Genomic DNA, 18,689 nt, shown 5'->3' on the forward strand with positions numbered 1-18,689 from the left:
TGCCCTCTCTCACAGCCTGACAATCACGCCACGCTGCCTTGTTTATGGAAGAGCTTGGCGAAAATCATCCATTTGCCTTGCACTTTCATCACGTTCAGATAGTCGACCATAATATTGTCGAACAGTCGCAGACGTACCTTAACCATCGCCATTTCCGGCGACATCACATCGATCATCAGAATCTCGTCCAGGCTCGCAAATCCGCGCTCTTGCGGCGATTCGCGTCCTTGCACCATGGCGCGATATTGCGCGAAGGGCCGCACGGTCACTTCCCCGTCCTGAGCACTGTAGAGGACACAGCCGGGGTGGAAAACTTCGTCGAAGCCCTGTAAATCCTGGGTTTGCAACACGCTGAAGTAGTTCTCCAGCATTGCCTTGATTTCATTGATTAGCATGGACAGATCCTAGTCGAAGGGGCACGAAGTCATTAACGCCCACCGGGGCGTGCGGTGGATTATTCGCAACCTCGACAACCCTCGTATAGCGGCGTTTTTTGCCCGGTTCAGTGAATGGAATTCAACTATTGAAACTCCCTCCGTTAGCCGCCCTTCGGGCGTTCGAAGCCCTCGCAAGACTGGGCAAGGTCAACCTCGCCGCCACCGAACTGCACGTCACCCACAGCGCCGTCAGCCACCAGATACGCTCACTGGAGGAATACCTGGGTATCAACCTGACTGAGCGCAACGGTCGTGGCGTAACGCTGACCGAAGAGGGGCGTGTTTACGCTTATCAGATCCGCCAATCGCTCGGTGAAATCGCCGGCGTCACAGAAAAATTCCTGTACAGAACCCGACACCCACAACTGTCCCTCTCGGTGCTGCCGTCCTTTGGCATGTTCTGGTTGCTGCCGCGCCTGCAAGGATTTCTCGACGCTCACCCTGGCTTGCGCCTGAAACTGGTGGCCAGCATGGAGCTGTCCAGTTTCGAGGGCGAAATCATCGACGCCGCCATTCGGTTCGGCCATGGAAAATGGCCAGATGTACACTGCGAACCGCTGATGTCAGATTCATTGATCGTCGTCGCGGCCCCTCAATTCAATCACGGGCGCTTGCCGACTGACGCCGCTTCCGTCCTTGAGCACCCGCTGCTTCACGCCAGTGAAAGCTGGTCGACATGGCTGATGGCGGGAGGCGTCGAGCAAACCCGCCCCCGGCGGCACTCGAATTCACTGATTCAACGTTGATGCTGGAAGCCGCGCGCCTGGGCTACGGCGTTGCACTGACGCGCCGATCCATTGCTCACGCCATGATCCAGCGCGGGCAACTGGTCAGGCTGACCGACGTCGAACCCGTGCACGCATCCCGATATTTCATGCTGTGGCCAACTCATTCCAGACGTTCGGCACAGCTGGCGAGCTTGCTGACGTGGCTGCGCCAGCAAATCATCGAGTATCAAGACAGTATTGCCTGAACGCCAGACAGCAAAACGCCGACCCGAAGGTCGGCGTTCTGATGGCGCAATCTACTTACTTCGCTTTAACACCTTCAAACGTAATGTACAGATCAACCGCGTCCGACTGTGGACCCAGGTCCATCATCTTGCCGAAATCAGAGCGTTTGATGCTGGTGGTGCCTTCGAAACCGGCACGGTAGCCGCCCCATGGATCCTTGCCTTCACCCAGGAAAGTGGCTTTGACCACGATTGGCTTGGTCACGCCGTGCAGGGTCAAGTCACCGGTTACGTCAGCAGTATCTTTGCCAGCGGCGTTTTTGCCGGTGGATTTGACGCTGGTGGAGACGAACGTGGCCTTGGCGAAGGTGCTCACTTCCAGGAAGTCTTTGCTGGAGATGTGCTTGTCGCGCTCAGCATTGTTGGTGAAAACGCTGGCGGTGTTCACGTTGAACTCGATCTTGCTGTCTTCTGGCTTGGCAGCGTCAAAGCTGAACTTGCCGTCGATGTCCTTGAAAGTACCGGTGATGTAGCTGTAGCCCAGGTGGCTGATCTTGAAGTCGACGAAAGCATGCTGACCCGTCTTGTCGACGACATAGTCAGCAGCCATTACGTTAGCGGACAGCAGAGCAGAACCAATTGCCAGAGCAGCGAGAGTCTTTTTCAACATGTTTTGTATTCCTAGGGGGCTAAGTGGAATGTCAGGCCTTGCGACCGAGCATTCGTTTCAGAGTCACATCACGGTCGATAAAGTGGTGCTTCAATGCTGCCAACGCATGGAGACCGGAAAAAATTACCAGTGCCCACGCCAGATACAGATGAATCGCACCGGCGGTATCTGCCTGGTCCGGTAGTCCGGAAACCAGTGCAGGTACTTCAAACCAGTCAAACACCGGAATCCCGACGCCTTCTGCGGTGGAAATCAGGTAACCGGCAATCATCACAGCGAACAAACAGAGGTACAGAAAACCATGGCCAAGCTTGGCGCCGAGGCGCGTCATGCGGCTGTAGCTGGTCAAGGTTGGCGGCGGTGGGCTGATGAAGCGCCACAACACGCGCAACACCATGAAACCCAGCAGCAGCAAACCGATGCTCTTGTGGATATCCGGGCCTGCCTTGCGCCAAGGGTCGTAGTAGCCGAGATCGACCATCCACAGGCCCAGGGCGAACATACCGAACACTGCCAGCGCTATGCCCCAGTGCAGGAAGATGCTGACCCAACCATAGCGCGAAGAAGAGTTACGTAGCTGCATTGCCCAAATCCTGTGAGAACTGCGAACCAAGACTATCGAGTTATCTATCGATTTAAAGCGGAAAATTTCGCTTTGAAATATCGAGAAATACGATCAAGAGTCTGAAATAGCCGAGTTAAGGAGAGATTAAAGGTGATTTTTTCATGGCGTGCAGGGCACCCAGCCAGCTGAATCCATCCTTTCACTGCGGCGCGGCGCGACCCGAGGTGTGGGCCTGCCATGGCACTCATGACAGATTGGCAAACGAAAACTTTTTCCGAATATATATATGTAGTGCAGATTGCCTGTACGAACCTGATCAAATCAATTTTCAATCATTCATTTATCAGGTGAAAATATGGCTCTTCCATATGTTCCGTTTCAAGCAAGTGGTTCATCCACATTACCCGCCAATCAAACGATGTCACCGGTTCAATATTTGCAGTCCGACAACGGTCGATTCCGCTTAATTCTACAGGCCGATGGGAATTTGGTAATCAAGGAGGGTGAAGCTTTGATCTGGGTTGCAAATGAACATCAACCTTACAGTAAAACTTTGCAGCAGAAACGCATGCGCGAACCTCTGCAGTTCGTCATCAGCAATAGCGGCTTTCTCTATGATCCGTCAAGACGCCGTCTTTGGATTGCCGAAAGCACCCACAGCATTGACAAGTCACTCTGGTACAACACTTGTATGACTATCCAGGAGGATGGAAATCTGGTCATTTATGATCAGCGCACTGGCGATCCACGCTGGGCACGCTTTGGGTTTGTCCCGGGGCGAATGTCAAAGCCGAAGCAAAGATGGCTGAGAACATTACCGGACGGTACGCAAGTCTACAAATGGGACTTTTAACAGACCGGGCACTTTCGTCTTCGCTTAGTTCTTGAGAACAGGCGGCGGTTGTAAACAATCAGCGCGATAAGGATCTATCTTGCATTTATGGGCTAGCTCCGCGCCATAGCCTCCAGGAAAGAAACGGCCATTTGCGCAGCCGTAAAGCGTCATCAACACGAGCATTAACGTAAATATCTTCATAACGAGTCACCTCCAATTTATCCAAGCATAAAATTCGAAGTCGCGTACCCGCTATCATTTCGTTCTGATTATTTTGTGGGAAACATCCTGTACAGAGGTAAGCCTTGGGAGTGCACAGGAAAGGCTAAAACTGTCAGTTTAATTGCAAAAAAAACGCGGCCCATATGGCCGCGTTTTTTATTGGAGCGAAGGCTTACTGCGCCTTGGTCTCGGTCGTTGCCGCAGGCTTGGCCGCTGGCTTCTTCGCCGGCTCAGCCTTTTTCGCTGCTGGCTTGGCCGCAGGCTTTTTCGCGTCGGTTTTAGCCGCCGGCTTCTTCGCCGCTGGCTTGGCTGCCGCTTTCTTCGCCGGTTCAGCTTTCACCGGGGTCGCTAGCTTCGGTGCTTCCACCGGCGCTGGCGCAGGTGCCGGGGTTGGCGCAGGCGCTGGAGCGACGGGTGCTGGCGCCGGCTCTGGTGCCTTGGTCGGTGCTGGTTTGTCGTCAGAACCACCGAACAGATTGGTGAAGAAATTACCTTTCTTCGCCACTACCGCGCCTGCCGCAGCAGTCGCTACCGCCGCCGGGACAACTTTCACCGGCTCAAACGACTTGCCTGCCGCGAGGTCTTCAACCTGACTGGCCGCACGCTCACCGGTACGCAACGCACCTTCCAGAGTGCCCGGGTACAAGGTGTCGGTGTGTTCGCCCGCAAAGGCTACGCGTTGCAGCGGACGCTCCCACAGGCGCCAGTATTTGCTGATCTGACCCGGACCGAAGGCCAGGTAAGCGCCACCCGTCGACGGGTCGGTGCTGTAGCGGCGGATTTCATAACCGGTAAACGAACCGCGCGCCTGTGGATAAAAAGCGTGCAGACGAATCAGCACCTGATCAGCCATCTGCTTGTCGCCGAAGGCCTGCATCACCCGTGCGTTGTCGCCGGAAATGTTGATCACAACGTTGGCGCCGCCCTTCAGGGCCGGTTCTATCCACAACAGGCCCAAGCCGACGTTGCTGTAGATCTCGCCGGACATCCGCGCCTTGCTTTCCCACACCGGCGTCTTGAACTTCAGCATGATCTGGTCGCGCCAGCCGTAGTTGGTGCCTTTGATCGCGCCCATGTGCTGCGCATCCAGCGCCGGGATCATGTCGATCTTGCTCAGTGCGCGCAATGGCACCGCCAGCACAACATAATCAGCCTGGTAGCCGACGCTGCCGACTTTGACGGTTACGCCGTCCTTGTCCTGGGTGATCGAAGAAACCGGGGAGTTGGTCTTGATGGTTTTCAGCTGTTTGACGAAGGCCTGGGCCAACACCGCGCTGCCACCGATAAGGCGCGAAGCGCGTAGGTCACGGTCGGAAACGCCACGGTACACACGGCTCTGTTGTGCGAAATACAGCAGCGACAGGCGCGAGGGTTCGTCATAACGGCTACGAATCTGCTGATTCACCAACTGACGAGCCGTAGCCGGCAGGTTCAGACGATCGAGCCAGTTGGACACGTTGATCTGGTCCAGGGCGAACAGTGTGCTGTTGGCCGCCGGGTTTAGCGGGTCAGTGATCGAGCTCGCCAGATCATCCAGGGTCTTTTCGTAGCGCTTGATCGCTTCGGCGGTGGCCGGCTGCTTGGTGGCCAGGTCGGCAGCGGTGAAGTATTCGCCGTCGATCAAGTAGCCCGGCGTGCGCACGAACTCAGGCGCCGGCGAGGTGCCGAGCTTGAAGGTCGATACGTATTTGTTCAGCACCGGTTGGGTCTTGTCGTTGCCGATCCACTCGCTGGTGGCCATGCCGGAGCGACCGCCCAGGCTTGGCTTGGCTTCCAGCACGGTGACCTGCCAGCCTTTATTTTGCAGTTCGTAAGCGGCGGTCAGGCCCGAAAGCCCGCCGCCGATCACGATCGCGGTTTTATCCTTGGCCAGCGCCGAAACGCTGAACAGCCCCAACATCACCAGCGCACAGGCGCGCAGCCAACCAGCAGACATTCAGCGAACTCCGGAAAATACACGAGAAAAAAGCAGTTTTACGGGCCAATCGGCCCAAAGAACCGCGAAGAATACGTTAGCCATCAAAACGCCGCCAGCGACGTCTACCGCCCCCTACAAAGTAGCTCAATCGACACAATGGGTTGTCCCGGCGCGAAGCATTGCATAGGCTTGCGCGATTGTTTGCCCGCGCCTGCCGCGGACCGCCTCGAGGAGACTGTAAATGGGCCTGAATAATCAGTGGATGCAACGGGACCTGGCCGTGTTGTGGCACCCCTGCACCCAGATGAAAGACCACGAACAGCTGCCGCTGATCCCGATCAAGCGCGGTGAAGGCATCTGGCTGGAAGACTTCGAAGGTAAACGCTACCTCGACGCCGTCAGTTCCTGGTGGGTCAACGTGTTCGGCCACGCCAACCCGCGGATCAACCAGCGCATCAAGGACCAGGTCGATCAACTGGAGCACGTGATCCTCGCCGGTTTCAGCCATCAGCCGGTGATCGAGTTGTCCGAGCGCCTGGTGAAGATGACCCCGGAAGGCCTGACCCGGTGCTTCTACGCCGATAACGGTTCGTCCTGCATCGAAGTCGCGCTGAAAATGAGCTTTCACTACTGGCTCAACCGCGGCCAGCCGAACAAGAAGCGCTTCGTCACCCTGACCAACGGCTACCACGGCGAAACCATGGCAGCGATGGCGGTGGGCGACGTGCCGCTGTTCACCGAAACCTACAAAGCCCTGCTGATGGACACCATTAAGGTGCCGAGCCCGGATTGCTACCTGCGCCCCGAAGGCATGAGCTGGGAAGAACACTCGCGCAACATGTTCGCCGCCATGGAACAGACCCTGGCCGAGAACCATGACACCGTCGCCGCGGTGATCCTCGAGCCGTTGATTCAAGGCGCGGGCGGCATGCGCATGTACCACCCGGTGTACCTGAAACTGCTGCGCGAGGCTTGCGACCGCTATGGTGTGCACCTGATCCACGACGAAATCGCCGTCGGCTTCGGCCGCACCGGGACGATGTTCGCCTGCGAACAGGCCGGCATCCGCCCGGACTTCCTCTGCCTGTCCAAGGCCCTGACCGGCGGCTACCTGCCGTTGGCGGCCGTGTTGACCACCGATGATGTCTACAGCGCGTTCTACGACGACTACCCGACCCTGCGCGCCTTCCTGCATTCCCACAGCTACACCGGCAATCCGCTGGCGTGCGCGGCGGCATTGGCGACGCTGGATATCTTCGAAGAAGACAACGTCATCGAAAACAACAAGGCCCTGGCCCAGCGCATGGCGACCTCTACCGCGCACCTGGTGGATCACCCGAACGTTGCGGAAGTGCGCCAGACCGGCATGGTGCTGGCCATCGAGATGGTCAAGGACAAAGCCACCAAAGAAGCCTACCCATGGCAGGAGCGTCGCGGCTTGAAAGTGTTCAAGCATGCGTTGGAGCGCGGTGCTTTACTTCGACCGCTGGGCAGCGTGGTGTATTTCCTGCCGCCGTACGTGATAACGCCGGAGCAGATCGACTTTTTGGCTGAAGTGGCCAGTGAAGGGATCGATATCGCGACCCGTGACAGCGTCAGCGTTTCGGTGCCGAAAGAGTTTCACCCGGGCTTCCGTGATCCGGGCTAACAGTCACTGAATAACCCTGTGGCGAGGGGGCTTGCCCCCGCTGGAGGCCGAAGGACTCCCAACCCCATCCAACGCGGTGTATCAGAAATACCGCGTTGACTGGGCTTACGACTGCTTCGCAGCCGAGCGGGAGCAAGCTCCCTCGCCACAAAAGCTGATCACCAACCTGTGCCAAGCTTCATTCGACTTTTTACAGAGACCCAAGATGAGACTGTCCCGCTTCTTTATCGACGCCCCCCTGAGCACCGGCGAGCACGAGTTGCCCGAAGCCCAGGCGCATTACATCAGCCGCGTGTTGCGCATGGCCGAGGGTGATGCGGTGCAATTGTTCGATGGCTCGGGCCACGAGTTTCGCGGCACGCTGGCAGACGTTGGCAAGAAACGCGTCACGGTGCAGATCGATGAAAGCTTCAGCGGGCAAATCGAGTCGCCGCTACAGATCCACCTCGGCCAGGGTTTGTCCCGTGGCGAGCGCATGGACTGGGCGATTCAGAAAGCCACCGAACTGGGCGTCACCGAAATCACCCCGATCTTCACCGACCGCTGCGAAGTCCGCCTCAAGGACGAACGCGCCGACAAACGCCGGCTGCACTGGCGCCAAGTGGCGATCAGCGCCTGCGAGCAGTGTGGGCGCTCAACGGTGCCGGTGATTCATCCGCCAATGCTGCTGGCGGATTGGTTGAAGCAGACTGAGGCCGAGTTGAAGTTGGTATTGCACCCGGTGGCGGAACCGTTGGTGAGTCATGCCAAGCCTGGGACGTTGGCATTCCTGATTGGCCCGGAGGGTGGGTTGTCGGATGTGGAAGTGGATCAGGCCAAGGCCAGCGGTTTCCACGCCGCCCGCCTCGGTCCTCGGGTGTTGCGCACCGAGACCGCGCCGGTGGTGGCGTTGGCGGTGGCCCAGCAGTTATGGGGTGACTTCTAGGGCCCTGTGGCGAGGGGGCTTGCCCCCGTTGGGTCGCGAAGCGGCCCTAATCTTTTCAACCACACATCGCACTGACCGGATGACGACTGCTGCGCAGCCGAACGGGGGCAAGCCCCCTCGCCACAGGTTCAAAGGACATAAAACAATATCGCCACAAAGTGCAGCAAGCTCCCGGCAATCACGAACAAATGCCAGATCCCATGGGCATGCCGCAGGCGATGGTCCAGGGCAAAAAAGATAATCCCCACGGTGTACAACACCCCGCCCGACGCCAGCCAGACAAATCCGGCAGTGCCCAGCGCCGCAAGCAGCGGTTTGACCGCTACCAACACGATCCAGCCCATCACCGCGTAAATCACGATCGACAGAATCCGCGCTTCCGAACGCGGTTTGATCTCTTGCAGGATGCCAATCAGCGCCAGGCCCCAGACGATCCCGAACAACGTCCAGCCCCACGCCCCGCGCAAGGTCACCAGACAGAACGGCGTATAGCTGCCGGCGATCAGCAGATAGATCGAAAAGTGATCAACCTTCTGCATGATCTCTTTCTTGCGCCCGCGCACGCTGTGGTACACGGTCGAGGCGCTGTAGAGCACCAGCAAGGTGAACCCGTAAATCGCCACGCTGACGATCTTCCACGGGTTACCGTCCATGCCGGCGATCACCAGCATCCACACCACCCCGACAAACGCCGCCACCGCCCCGACCAAATGGGTCCAGGCGTTCAATCTTTCCCCGTGGTACATGTATCGCTCACCTCAAAATTCGTTGTTGCATTACGCAAGGCTCAGCCCTTGAGACTAAAAGCGCAATGTTTCAAGACACATATCCCCATTGGCGCTGCGTAGGAGCTGCCGAGAGAAACGAGGCTGCGATCTTTTGATCTTGATTTCCGGCGCCCTTAAAGACGCCAAAGATCAAAAGATCGCGGCCTTCGGCAGCTCCTACAAAGGCCTGCGTGCGCCGGAGGAATTGGGCACAATCGAGCCATTCGAATAAGAGTCCGGCCCATGCTGATCGACGAAGAGTTGACCCTGAAAAAGCTCGAGGTGTTCCTCGCCTTCATGCGCACCGGCAACCTGGCCCGGGCCGCCGCCGAGTTGCAGACCAGCAACGTGAGCGTGCACCGGGCGATTCACTCGCTGGAAAGCGCCCTGCGCTGCCCGCTGTTCAAGCATGAAGGTCGCAACCTGACGCCACTGGAAAGCGCCTACGTGCTGGAAGAGCGGGCACAGAAGTTGATTCAGGACGTGGTCGAAACAGTACGCCTGACCCGCGAAGCCGCCGGATTTTCGGCTGAGCGCTTCAAACTTGGCTCGCTGTATTCACTGACGGTGAAGACCGTGCCGCAGCTGATCATGGGCCTGAAAATCCGCCGCAGCGAACTCAACATCGACTTGATCCTCGGCTCCAACATCGACCTGTTGTACAAGCTCAAGAACATGGAAGTCGACGCGATCCTGGTGTCCTTGGACGACAGCGTCAACGACCCGGACTGCGAGCAAATCCAACTGTTCTCCGACGACATCTTCCTCGCTACCCCGGCGGATTCGAAATTCGCCCAACGGACTGAAGTCGACCTCGCGGAAGTGCGCGACGAAACCTTCATCACCCTGACCCAGGGCTTCGCCACGCACCAGGACGGGATTCGCGTGTTCAAGCAGGCGGGGTTCGAGCCGAAAGTGGCGATGCAGGTCAACGACATCTTCACCCTGCTGAGCATGGTCAGCTCGGGGGTGGGTTATGCGTTGCTGCCAGGAAGGATTGCGGCGGTGTATGAGAACCGGGTGAAGCTGATTCCATTGCAGGAAAAGTACCGGTTGCAGCAGCACATTGGCGTGGTGTTCTTGAAGGCCAAGGAACGCGATCCGAATTTGCTGGCGCTGTTAGCCGAGTGTCGGATGTATGCCAATCGCCAGTTACCGGATTAACAGCAGATCAAGAGCTTACCCCCTCACCCCAGCCCTCTCCCCCAAGGGGGCGAGGGGGAAAGGGAGCAGATCGGGGGCTTTTCAGAACCTGAGTTCGACTCAGGGCTTTCAGGTCGGCGTACCTCCAACATCCACCGCAGTCAGTCCCCTCGCCCTACGGGCGGTCCGACGTTTCGGGAGGGCTAGGGTGAGGGGCTTGTGATCTTCAGCCCATAATCCCGCGAACAATGAAGTACAACAACGAAGGCCCCAGCAAGCACCCAAGCCCGGTGTGGAACGTCGCGGTCAACGCGCCGTAAGGCACCAACCGCCGATCCGTCGCCGCCAGCCCGGCCGTGACACCGCTGACCGTCCCGGCCAACCCGCCAAACACCATCGCCGAACGCGGGTTATCCAGCCCCATCCACTTCGCCGCCATCGGCGTGCCGACCATCACTAGAATCGCCTTGATCAACCCAGTGGCAATCGACAACGCCACCACATCCGAACTCGCACCAATCGCCGCCCCGGTCACTGGCCCGACGATATACGTCACCGCGCCCGCGCCGATGGTGGTCATGCTGATCGCATCGCGATAGCCGAACGCCCAGGCGATGCTCGCCCCGACAATGAACGGCAGGATCGTGCCCAGCAGCAGCGCAACCGCGCCGATCAACCCGGCCTTTTTCGCTTCGGTGGCTTGCACTTCAAACGCCGTGGCAACGATGGCAAAGTCCCGCAGCATCGCGCCGCCCATCAAACCGATGCCGGAGAACAACGACAGATCCGCCAGGCCTTTTTGCCCGCCGGTCATGGTGCCGCCGACCCAGGCCAGTACCAGGCCGATGACGATGGCAATCGCCGAGCCGTGAATCCGTCCGAACGTCAGGCGTTTGGACACCACCACCGACACCCACATGATGATGCCGACGAAAGCGAACGCGGTCACCAGGCTGTTATTGGTCAGGCCTTTATCAATGAGTTCCCACATATCAGCGGCCTCCTACGGGCGTGCCAACCGGCGTGACTTCCGCCGGTTCATCGGGCAAGGGTTCACCTTTATGGGTCCTGCTGATCAGGGCAATGGTGCAGCCGCAGACCACCACCGAACCAATCGCCGCCAGCACCGCCACCGGACCGCCGTGCAGCGCGGTCACGACGTTCTGTTGCGCGGCCATCGCCACCACCACCGGAATGTACATCGCGCCCCAGAAGCCGACGCCCATCTCACAGTCCTTGGTCATGCCGCCGCGTTTTTGCATCCACAACCGCGCGCAGATCAACAGGATCATCGCGATCCCGACCCCGCCGACGTTGGACTTGACGCCCAATAACACGCCAAGCGCATCCCCCAGGATCACCCCTGCCAGCGTACAAATCGCCAGCAGCGCCACACCGTAAATAATCATTGTTGTAGTCCTCAAAGTGCATCGTCGAAGTTGTTGTTTTTGTGCTTCGCAAGCCTGAGTCGGTGTTCTAGGGTTGGCGGTTTCCCTCCTCACGCAGCAACGCTTGCAAGGTATCCAGGCGGGCACCGTCGAAGGCAATGACGGTGCCTTGCTCGAACACCCGGCGCGCCAGCCCGGTCAGTACTGATCCGGGCGGCAGTTCGATTTGTAGACGTACGCCGCGCTCGTAGGCGCTTTGCACCGTGCCGCGCCAATCGACGACTCGGCACATGTTGAAAGCGAGGTCGTCGCGCAGGGCTTCAAGGTTGATGATGGGCCGTGCGCGACTGCCGCTCAGGTAGCCCATCGTCGGCGTTTTCAATGTCACTTTGGCGAAGGCTTCTGCCAGGGTTTTCGCCGGAGAGTCCAGTAGCGGGCAGTGCGATGGCACGCTAACAGCCAGACGTTTGGCCAGACCTGCACCGCGACCTTTCGCCAACTCGGCAACCGCTTTCATCGCCCCGTCGCTGCCGGCAATCACCACCTGGTTATCGGCGTTGATATTGGCCAGATAGACCGGCGTGTCGGCGCTGTGCACCTGCGCCAGCAAGCTTTCCACTGTGGATAAATCGAGACCGATGATCGCGGTCATGCCATAGCCCTGTGGATAAGCCTGTTGCATCAGTTCACCGCGCAGGCTGACCAGATGCAGGGCATCGCTGAATTCCAAGGCGCCGGCAATGACTGCTGCCGGGTAGGCGCCGATGGACAATCCCGCCACGTAATCAGCCGTCGAAGACAACTGCCGTGAAGCAGCCACTCCGGCGATTAGCAGGCAAAGCTGAACCGCCCTAGTCGACTTCAACGACTCGGCAGAATCCAGCAGCAGCACGTCTTCGCCCAAGGTTTCACTCGCCTCGTCCACCGACTCCCGAGGCAAGCGATGAAGCATGCCCGGCTGCTGCGCGCCCTGGCCGGGAAACACCAGCAAGCTGCTCACGCTGCTCGCTCCTGAGGGTTCCAGGGATCAAGCACCAGACAGGCTTCAATTGCGTTTTTCAGCAGGATTCGCTGCGAAGGGCCGGCCCATTCGCGCAAGGCGATGGCACCGTGAGGTGTCTGCAATTGCATATCCACCCGGCACGCAGCGGTATCAAAAATCTTCACCAGTTCCTGAGCCTGTTCACGACTCATCGGTTGCGGCGTGCGCAGGATCAAGTCGAGGTCGCTGTGCTCATGCAACGCCTCAACACCACTGGCCAATTCAAACCCCGCGCTACCGCTGATACCCCAGACCCAACCGCTGATATCAAGCATCGCGCGCAATTGAGTCAGCGCACGCAATACCGGCAGATCCCGATCAATCGAGACATGACAAAGATCTTCGGGTTTTACCCGACGCTGAATCGCATCGACCGACATCGCCGTCGCATAACGCTGTTCACGCAACGGCCCGCGCACACCAACCGCAACCTGACCCGCCACGCTCAACGCACGCCGAACCACCACAGGCTGACCGGCACTCAGCGATTCGATCACCCACGCAGGCGCGTCCAAAGGCAACTGCTCCGGGGTCATGCCCCAGAGCAGGTCGTGGGCCAGAAACGTGTTCACCACTGCGCTCTCAGCAGTTCGCGAACCTTGCTCGATGCCGCCCGGTTGCTGGCGCCCAAGCGGGTGCTCAGGTCGCGGCCCTTCGCGGCGACATCGCTGATCGCCAGGCTCAGGCATTCAGTCACTCGCGTCAGATCCTGCACCGTCGGCTGCTCAATCTGTTCCACCGACAAGGTTTCCCAAAGCAACCCGAGGCTCGCATAGCTGTCGATGTCATACGCCATCGGTGGCACGCTCGCGGCCAAGGCTTCCAGTTCTTCGACACTGCGCAAGGTCACCCGCGCTGCCGACGCCTTGCCCATCGCATGCACCATCACGCCCGGATCACGCAGGGCGATCAGTCGATTGGCTTGATAACCATGGGCCAAAAACGCCCCGGACATCGCCTTGCCCACCAGTAAACCAATCACCGCATGGCCGGCCAATCGGGCGCGAGCGTAGCTGTCCGCCGCCCCGGCCAATGCTTGGTGAATGCCGAGGGCTTCTTCACGGCGACCGTAGGCTTGGCTCGGCACATCGACGATGGCGATCACGGCGCGCTTGTTCGGTTTATCAACGTCAGCGGCGATCACTTCATCCACAGCCTTGGCCAGGCCCCAGCCTTCCAACAGGCCGACTTCACCATTGCGAGCACGGGGAAAACGGTTTTCGGGGTCGGTCACCACGGCAATAAACCGCACCGGTTGATCACCCAAAACACCGTCGGCAACCTTCAACGAAGCAGGCAAACCGTCGACCGGTTGTGCCCCGTTGCTCAAGGCGTTGAACCAGTTCAAACCTCTCATGAGCGTTCTCCTTGATACAGATCGCGAACCACTGACGGCTCGATTTGCGGTTCGGCGTCCAGCCGGGCCAAGCGCTGCAAGAACAGCTCAGCCTGTTGGCTACGTTGCTGCGCCGGCAAACCCTGCTTGAGCAATTCGCTGACCTGCTGCTGAATCTGCACCACGTCGTCAGCGACATAGCGATCCACCAAACCACTGGCAAAACGCTGCTCGCCACCGGTCAGGCTCCAAATGAAAGGACGATCCCGAGAGTCGTATTCCTCAAGCCCGGCTTCTTGCTCGATCACCTGCGGGCCATTCAGGCCAAGCCGCGCTTCCTGGGTCACCAGCAAATAACTGCACAACCCGGCCGCAATCGACATCCCGCCAAAACAACCGACGCTGCCGGCCACGACGCCAACCACCGGTTGGTACTGGCGCAGATCGACAATCGCCGCGTGAATATCGGCAATCGCCGCCAACCCGAGATTGGCTTCCTGCAAACGCACGCCACCGGTTTCCAGCAGCAGCACAGCGCGGGTTGGAATGCCTTTGCGGTTATCTTCAGCGGCCAGCTCCAGCGCACCGGAAATTTTGGCTCCGCCGACTTCGCCGAGGCTGCCGCCCTGAAAGGCGCCTTCAATCGCGGCAATCACCACCGGCAAACCGCCGATGCTGCCCTTGGCGATCACCACGCCGTCATCGGCTTGCGGCACTACGCCTTGGCGCGACAGCCATGGCGACATGACCCGTTGAAACGGGTCGAGCAATTCGCGGAAGGTGCCGGCGTCGAGCAAGGCTTTCGCCCGTTGCCGGGCGCCGAGTTCCACGAAGCTGTGCTTGTTAAGGAGATCAGTCATGGCCGATCTCCTCAAAGCCTTGTTCCAGACGTAAGCGCACCACGCCCGGCGTCGCGCCGAAGTCGTGAATATCAATCGCCATCGCTGGCGGTGTCTGGCCGTCAAACATCCGCGCAAACAGGTGCTGCCAGCGCTGTTCCGCGCCATTCACCGAGGTCTGCACCTGGATCGTCAACTTGCCGGCCACACCCGGTTCGATCAGCACTTCCAGATCGCCCGAGCCGACGCAGCCCACCAGCGTGCGGCCCTTGGGCGGCTGCCCGGCGGGGAATTCAAAGGATAAGGTTTCCATCAGAAAGCTCCGGACTCGATGCGGTCGATAAACAGGCAGGCGGCGAGCAAGTCGGCGGCGCCGCCGGGCGAGGCATTCAACGCAATTAAATGTTCATCCAACTCATGCAACCGGCGACGGCCGGCGAGGCTGGCACTGCCACCCGCGTCGAGCACGGCTTGGGCGCCGAGTTGCATGGTGTGCAAACCTTCTTCACCAGCGCGATAGAGCACGCAGGTGTCGGCCAGTTGGGTCATGATCGCGAGCAACGCGTCGAGGCGAGCGTTCTGTTCCCCGTGGCCCGAGGCGCGGCTGCGTTGGAGTTGCGGTAGAGCGCGTTGCAGCACCGAAGGGAAGCCGAGTTGTGCTTCCTCACGGGCGCCGCGTGCGCCGTAACGCTGGGCGACTTGGGCGCCGTGGCTCAACGGACGTGGGGCGTAGCGGTCTTCGAGCAAAGCAAGGCGCGCAGCACGCAAAGTCACTGCGCTTGACTTGGTGTTCGTGGATTCCAGTGCCGCAGCAGCGACCAACAAACCCAACGCCCAAATCGCCCCGCGATGGGTATTCACACCGTTGGTGGTGGCGAGCATCGCTTGCTCCCCTTCCCGGCCAATCCGCCCGAGAGCTTCGCGCAGCGGTAAACCGACGTCGCCGAATTCGATGGCCACTTCGGCCATTTCCTTGAACGCCGGCCACAAGGACAGCGCCGAGGCGTGCATCAGCCCAAGGTGCAAATCGGTATGCGCGCCGTTGCCGCGACGATCCACCAGCGCCGGTTTTGGCGACAGGTCCGCTTCGTCGATCAGCGCGTCCACCGCCAGGTCCGCCAGCCGTTCGGCCAAACTCAGTGTTTTGGTTTGCAGGTTAAGTGCGTGCATTTACCAGCTCCTGAACTTGGCGGGAGGGTTGTAGAGGCCACCAGACCACTCGACCAGATCGGCCACGCTTTTCGCCGCGAGCAGTTCGCGGGTGGCGTCGGTGCGGCGGATGCCGAGGTCTTCGGGCAAGGCGATCAAGCCTTCACGGCGCATACGGGCGGTGTCTTTCGGGTTGTGGCGCATGCCGATGACGGTCACCCCGGCGACGGCGGCGATCATCGCTTGGCGTTCTTCCAGCGAACGGGCCTTGTACAAATAGGCGATGCCTTCTTCGGTCAGCAGGTGCGTGACGTCGTCGCCGTAAATCATGATCGGCGCCAGCGGCATGCCGCTTTTGCGCGCCACTTCCACCGCGTCGAGGGTTTCGACGAAGGTCGGTTTGCCGCCCTCCTGGAAGGTCTCGACCATTTGCACCACGAGTTTCTTGCCGCGCTCCAGCAAGGCTTCCGGTGCATCGTCGTGGCGCATGTCGAGCCAGGCAGGCGTGCTGTGGCGGCGACCGCGCGGGTCGTGGCCCATGTTCGGCGCACCACCGAAACCGGCCAGCCGTCCGCGAGTCACCGTGGAGGAATGACCGTCGCCATCGACTTGCAGGGTCGCGCCGATAAACAAGTCCACCGCGTACTGCCCGGCCAATTGGCAGAACATCCGGTTGGAACGCAGCGAACCGTCACGCCCGGTGAAGAACACGTCGGGCCGGGCGGCAATGTAGTTTTCCATCCCCAGTTCGGTGCCAAAGCAATGCACGCTTTCGACCCAGCCGCTTTCGATGGCCGGGATCAGGGTTGGGTGCGGGTTGAGGGTCCAGTTGCGGCAGATCTTGCCTTTGAGGCCGAGGGATTCACCGTAGGTGGGCAGGATCAATTCGATGGCGGCGGTGTTGAAACCGATGCCGTGGTTCAGGGACTGGACGTTGTGTTTTTCGTAGATCCCGCGGATCGCCATCATCGCCATCAACACGTGCACAGGCTTGATGTGGCGTGGGTCGCGGGTGAACAGCGGTTCGATGTAGAACGGCTTGTCGGCCACCACGACGAAATCGACCCAGGAGGCCGGGATGTCGACGCGAGGCAGGTCAGTGACGTCGTCCACCAATTGATTGACCTGGACAATGACGATGCCGTCGCTGAAGGCGGCTGGTTCGATCAATGCCGGAGTGTCTTCAGTGCTCGCGCCGGTGTAGATGTTGCCGGCGCGGTCGGCCATGAAACCGGCCGAGAGCACGACGTTGGGAATCAGGTCCACCACCAGCCGCGCGTAGAGCTCGATGTAGGTGTGGATCGCGCCGATTTCCAGCAAGCCGTCTTCCAGCAACTGGCTGATGCGCAGGCTCTGGGTACCGGCGAAGGAAAAATCGAGCTTGCGGGCAATGCCGCGTTCGAACAGGTCCAGGTGCTCAGCGCGGCCGACGCTGGGCATGATCATATGCAGGTCATGCAGCTTGGCGGGGTCAGCCTTGACCAGCGAGCGCGAAAGAAAATCCGCCTGCTTCTGGTTATTGCCCTCCAACACCACACGGTCGCCGGGCAGGATCAACGCCTCCAGCGCCGCAACGATCTTGTCGGTGGGCAACACCACACCGTCAGCCAGATCCTTGACCAACGCCAGACGCCGCTGCTTCTCGCTGCGCCGCCGCGTCCATCGCGAGTCGGGGGATATTGTTGTTGTCATGACCACTCCACGGGTTCGCTGTCGTGGGGTAACCATAGGAGGGATGTGTCAGGGCATCAATCAAGCGCAGCGTTGGATCGTTACGCTCACCGTAACGATCAAGGGCACCCTCACCCTAGCCCTCTCCCGGAGGGAGAGGGGACTGATTGGGGGATGCTCAAGGGATACGCCGACCTGATCGTGCTTTACCGAATCCATAATCGACTCGCTTTACCAAACCCATAATCGACTCGGTTTTTCAGGTCGATGTATGACGCCAGACACCTCGGTCGGCCCCCTCTCCCTCTGGGAGAGGGCTGGGGTGAGGGTCAGCTTTTAAGTCACTCCGTCGGCACCAATCTGTCCAACACGCGATTGACGGCCATTTCCGCCACCATCACCACTTGCGCAATACCCTGCAGGGTCTTGCGGTGCGTGCCTTCAACCATGGCTGCGTGATTGTTGAGCATCACCGTTGCCGAGCCGAGGGTCTCGCTGGCGTCGGTCAGCAGGGATTCGGTGTCGGCGTTGGGGTTGGCCATGTACAGCGTGTTCGGGGTGTAGGGCGTGGCCATGAAGTCGACATTCGGCGGGCCGAGATAGTGATCGAGTGCGCGTTCGGCGGCGTCGTGGAATTTCTTTGAATCGGGGGATTCGTAGGGGGATGCGGGGTCGTCGAGTGGGGGTTTGGCGTAGGTTTAATCATCTTCAGGTTCCGAAATAAAGCTGGAACCGCTTCTCTGCTAAAAGAAGGGGAGGCAGCTGTACGCAGGTTAGCAGACCGGGGATCTAGCAAAGCCGGCGCGCCCGAAGGCGCCCTGCGCACAGCTACCATCGAGTGCAGGCATGGGCATGCCTGACTGACGGAGCTTGTGCAACTCACTAGATACCCCGGGCTGCTAAACCCGATCACTGATGGTCAGTGACAGGAATCAAGTTACCGAGCAGCCCCAAGGCGCACAAGCCGGCGGATTCTGGTACATGCGTAGGCAGTGGCGCAAGGATTTGTAGGCTAGGGAGCCGTAACACAGAGTGTCTTTAAACAACGAGACTGAAAGGTGTTTATTGCGCACAGAGATTGAGGATTTGTCTGTCGGAATTCAGTGCTGCGACTGGCGCTTTCGCGAGCAGGCTCGCTCCCACAGTGGAGGCTATGTCGTACGCAAAATTCAAATTCACTGC

Annotated in this window: 20 protein-coding genes and 1 pseudogene; 6 read left to right on the forward strand and 15 right to left on the reverse strand. The window is 59.4% G+C overall.

Annotation, left to right across the window (positions count from 1 at the left end; translation table 11 throughout):
- Positions 1–23: 23 nt before the first annotated feature.
- On the reverse strand, positions 24–395 hold the full coding sequence (locus tag JFT87_RS02620) for a nuclear transport factor 2 family protein (protein WP_201198521.1): 372 nt from the start codon (positions 393–395) through the stop codon (positions 24–26).
- A gap of 128 nt (positions 396–523) precedes the next feature.
- On the opposite strand from JFT87_RS02620, the gene JFT87_RS02625 reads away from it, so the two are divergent.
- Both JFT87_RS02625 and JFT87_RS28595 read left to right on the forward strand, forming a co-directional pair.
- Positions 524–1,183 carry a LysR family transcriptional regulator gene (locus JFT87_RS02625; protein WP_274610056.1) on the forward strand — a complete coding sequence of 220 codons (660 nt, stop codon included), beginning with the start codon at positions 524–526 and terminating at the stop codon, positions 1,181–1,183.
- Positions 1,183–1,410 carry a LysR substrate-binding domain-containing protein gene (locus JFT87_RS28595; RefSeq protein WP_274610057.1) on the forward strand — a complete coding sequence of 76 codons (228 nt, stop codon included), beginning with the start codon at positions 1,183–1,185 and terminating at the stop codon, positions 1,408–1,410. The genes JFT87_RS02625 and JFT87_RS28595 overlap by 1 nt, the downstream gene beginning before the upstream one ends.
- A 55-nt stretch (positions 1,411–1,465) precedes the next feature.
- Here the strand turns inward: JFT87_RS28595 and JFT87_RS02630 are convergent, their stop codons facing one another.
- A complete protein-coding gene (locus JFT87_RS02630) occupies positions 1,466–2,059 on the reverse strand; it encodes a YceI family protein (RefSeq protein WP_201198523.1) in 594 nt (197 codons plus the stop codon).
- A 31-nt stretch (positions 2,060–2,090) separates the two neighbouring features.
- Positions 2,091–2,642, reverse strand: a complete 552-nt coding sequence (locus JFT87_RS02635) for a cytochrome b (RefSeq protein WP_201198525.1) — start codon at positions 2,640–2,642, stop codon at positions 2,091–2,093.
- Positions 2,643–2,979: 337 nt separating this feature from the next.
- Here JFT87_RS02635 and JFT87_RS02640 point away from each other — a divergent pair, with 337 nt between their 5' ends.
- A complete protein-coding gene (locus JFT87_RS02640; protein ID WP_201198527.1) occupies positions 2,980–3,477 on the forward strand; it encodes a hypothetical protein in 498 nt (165 codons plus the stop codon).
- Positions 3,478–3,853: 376 nt separating this feature from the next.
- Here the strand turns inward: JFT87_RS02640 and JFT87_RS02645 are convergent, their stop codons facing one another.
- On the reverse strand, positions 3,854–5,617 hold the full coding sequence (locus JFT87_RS02645; RefSeq protein WP_201198529.1) for a flavin monoamine oxidase family protein: 1,764 nt from the start codon (positions 5,615–5,617) through the stop codon (positions 3,854–3,856).
- Between the two features lie 223 nt (positions 5,618–5,840).
- Between JFT87_RS02645 and JFT87_RS02650 the strand changes: the two genes are divergently transcribed.
- Together JFT87_RS02650 and JFT87_RS02655 are read left to right on the forward strand one after the other, a co-directional pair.
- Complete coding sequence (locus tag JFT87_RS02650; protein ID WP_201198531.1) at positions 5,841–7,247, forward strand: adenosylmethionine--8-amino-7-oxononanoate transaminase; 1,407 nt, start codon at positions 5,841–5,843, stop codon at positions 7,245–7,247.
- Between the two features lie 205 nt (positions 7,248–7,452).
- Entirely contained in the window at positions 7,453–8,172 is a 720-nt protein-coding gene (locus JFT87_RS02655) for a 16S rRNA (uracil(1498)-N(3))-methyltransferase (protein ID WP_201198533.1), read from the forward strand.
- 128 nt (positions 8,173–8,300) lie between these two features.
- On the opposite strand, the gene trhA is transcribed toward JFT87_RS02655, so the two are convergent.
- On the reverse strand, positions 8,301–8,918 hold the full coding sequence (gene trhA, locus JFT87_RS02660) for a PAQR family membrane homeostasis protein TrhA (protein ID WP_201198535.1): 618 nt from the start codon (positions 8,916–8,918) through the stop codon (positions 8,301–8,303).
- Between the two features lie 264 nt (positions 8,919–9,182).
- Here trhA and JFT87_RS02665 point away from each other — a divergent pair, with 264 nt between their 5' ends.
- Positions 9,183–10,103 carry a LysR family transcriptional regulator gene (locus JFT87_RS02665; protein ID WP_201198537.1) on the forward strand — a complete coding sequence of 307 codons (921 nt, stop codon included), beginning with the start codon at positions 9,183–9,185 and terminating at the stop codon, positions 10,101–10,103.
- Between the two features lie 205 nt (positions 10,104–10,308).
- On the opposite strand, the gene madM is transcribed toward JFT87_RS02665, so the two are convergent.
- The 10 genes and pseudogenes from madM to JFT87_RS02715 all read right to left on the reverse strand — a co-directional run bounded on the left by madM (position 10,309) and on the right by JFT87_RS02715 (position 18,213).
- Positions 10,309–11,073 carry a malonate transporter subunit MadM gene (gene madM, locus JFT87_RS02670; protein WP_201198539.1) on the reverse strand — a complete coding sequence of 255 codons (765 nt, stop codon included), beginning with the start codon at positions 11,071–11,073 and terminating at the stop codon, positions 10,309–10,311.
- 1 nt (position 11,074) lies between these two features.
- Positions 11,075–11,491 carry a malonate transporter subunit MadL gene (gene madL / locus JFT87_RS02675; RefSeq protein ID WP_201198541.1) on the reverse strand — a complete coding sequence of 139 codons (417 nt, stop codon included), beginning with the start codon at positions 11,489–11,491 and terminating at the stop codon, positions 11,075–11,077.
- Positions 11,492–11,558: 67 nt separating this feature from the next.
- Entirely contained in the window at positions 11,559–12,470 is a 912-nt protein-coding gene (mdcH, locus tag JFT87_RS02680; protein WP_201198543.1) for a malonate decarboxylase subunit epsilon, read from the reverse strand.
- Positions 12,467–13,087, reverse strand: a complete 621-nt coding sequence (locus JFT87_RS02685) for a malonate decarboxylase holo-ACP synthase (protein ID WP_201198544.1) — start codon at positions 13,085–13,087, stop codon at positions 12,467–12,469. Before JFT87_RS02685 ends, mdcH begins: the two co-directional genes overlap by 4 nt.
- Positions 13,081–13,869: a biotin-independent malonate decarboxylase subunit gamma gene (mdcE, locus tag JFT87_RS28270; RefSeq protein ID WP_201198545.1), complete on the reverse strand. Its 789-nt coding sequence runs from the start codon at positions 13,867–13,869 to the stop codon at positions 13,081–13,083. Before mdcE ends, JFT87_RS02685 begins: the two co-directional genes overlap by 7 nt.
- The gene (locus JFT87_RS02695; RefSeq protein WP_201198546.1) at positions 13,866–14,708 is read right to left on the reverse strand and encodes a biotin-independent malonate decarboxylase subunit beta; all 843 of its coding nucleotides are present in this window, start codon (positions 14,706–14,708) and stop codon (positions 13,866–13,868) included. Before JFT87_RS02695 ends, mdcE begins: the two co-directional genes overlap by 4 nt.
- Positions 14,701–15,000, reverse strand: coding sequence for a malonate decarboxylase subunit delta (locus tag JFT87_RS02700; protein ID WP_201198547.1), 300 nt, complete (start codon positions 14,998–15,000; stop codon positions 14,701–14,703). Before JFT87_RS02700 ends, JFT87_RS02695 begins: the two co-directional genes overlap by 8 nt.
- Positions 15,000–15,857, reverse strand: coding sequence for a triphosphoribosyl-dephospho-CoA synthase (locus tag JFT87_RS02705; RefSeq protein ID WP_201198548.1), 858 nt, complete (start codon positions 15,855–15,857; stop codon positions 15,000–15,002). The genes JFT87_RS02700 and JFT87_RS02705 overlap by 1 nt, the downstream gene beginning before the upstream one ends.
- On the reverse strand, positions 15,858–17,528 hold the full coding sequence (gene mdcA / locus JFT87_RS02710; RefSeq protein ID WP_201198549.1) for a malonate decarboxylase subunit alpha: 1,671 nt from the start codon (positions 17,526–17,528) through the stop codon (positions 15,858–15,860).
- Positions 17,529–17,848: 320 nt separating this feature from the next.
- Positions 17,849–18,213 (reverse strand): annotated as a pseudogene (locus tag JFT87_RS02715) (DUF6124 family protein).
- Positions 18,214–18,689: the final 476 nt, after the last annotated feature.

The organism is Pseudomonas sp. TH15 (assembly GCF_016651105.1).
Taxonomy (GTDB): domain Bacteria; phylum Pseudomonadota; class Gammaproteobacteria; order Pseudomonadales; family Pseudomonadaceae; genus Aquipseudomonas.

What these genes read in the sequence shown, in the direction of transcription:
- JFT87_RS02620 (WP_201198521.1), bottom strand. Translation starts at nt 395, where the DNA reads ATGCTAATCAATGAAATCAAGGCAATGCTGGAGAACTACTTCAGCGTG.
- JFT87_RS28595 (WP_274610057.1), top strand. Translation starts at nt 1,183, where the DNA reads ATGCTGGAAGCCGCGCGCCTGGGCTACGGCGTTGCACTGACGCGCCGA.
- JFT87_RS02630 (WP_201198523.1), bottom strand. Translation starts at nt 2,059, where the DNA reads ATGTTGAAAAAGACTCTCGCTGCTCTGGCAATTGGTTCTGCTCTGCTG.
- JFT87_RS02635 (WP_201198525.1), bottom strand. Translation starts at nt 2,642, where the DNA reads ATGCAGCTACGTAACTCTTCTTCGCGCTATGGTTGGGTCAGCATCTTC.
- JFT87_RS02640 (WP_201198527.1), top strand. Translation starts at nt 2,980, where the DNA reads ATGGCTCTTCCATATGTTCCGTTTCAAGCAAGTGGTTCATCCACATTA.
- JFT87_RS02645 (WP_201198529.1), bottom strand. Translation starts at nt 5,617, where the DNA reads ATGTCTGCTGGTTGGCTGCGCGCCTGTGCGCTGGTGATGTTGGGGCTG.
- JFT87_RS02650 (WP_201198531.1), top strand. Translation starts at nt 5,841, where the DNA reads ATGGGCCTGAATAATCAGTGGATGCAACGGGACCTGGCCGTGTTGTGG.
- JFT87_RS02655 (WP_201198533.1), top strand. Translation starts at nt 7,453, where the DNA reads ATGAGACTGTCCCGCTTCTTTATCGACGCCCCCCTGAGCACCGGCGAG.
- trhA (WP_201198535.1), bottom strand. Translation starts at nt 8,918, where the DNA reads ATGTACCACGGGGAAAGATTGAACGCCTGGACCCATTTGGTCGGGGCG.
- JFT87_RS02665 (WP_201198537.1), top strand. Translation starts at nt 9,183, where the DNA reads ATGCTGATCGACGAAGAGTTGACCCTGAAAAAGCTCGAGGTGTTCCTC.
- madM (WP_201198539.1), bottom strand. Translation starts at nt 11,073, where the DNA reads ATGTGGGAACTCATTGATAAAGGCCTGACCAATAACAGCCTGGTGACC.
- madL (WP_201198541.1), bottom strand. Translation starts at nt 11,491, where the DNA reads ATGATTATTTACGGTGTGGCGCTGCTGGCGATTTGTACGCTGGCAGGG.
- mdcE (WP_201198545.1), bottom strand. Translation starts at nt 13,869, where the DNA reads ATGAGAGGTTTGAACTGGTTCAACGCCTTGAGCAACGGGGCACAACCG.
- JFT87_RS02695 (WP_201198546.1), bottom strand. Translation starts at nt 14,708, where the DNA reads ATGACTGATCTCCTTAACAAGCACAGCTTCGTGGAACTCGGCGCCCGG.
- JFT87_RS02700 (WP_201198547.1), bottom strand. Translation starts at nt 15,000, where the DNA reads ATGGAAACCTTATCCTTTGAATTCCCCGCCGGGCAGCCGCCCAAGGGC.
- JFT87_RS02705 (WP_201198548.1), bottom strand. Translation starts at nt 15,857, where the DNA reads ATGCACGCACTTAACCTGCAAACCAAAACACTGAGTTTGGCCGAACGG.
- mdcA (WP_201198549.1), bottom strand. Translation starts at nt 17,528, where the DNA reads ATGACAACAACAATATCCCCCGACTCGCGATGGACGCGGCGGCGCAGC.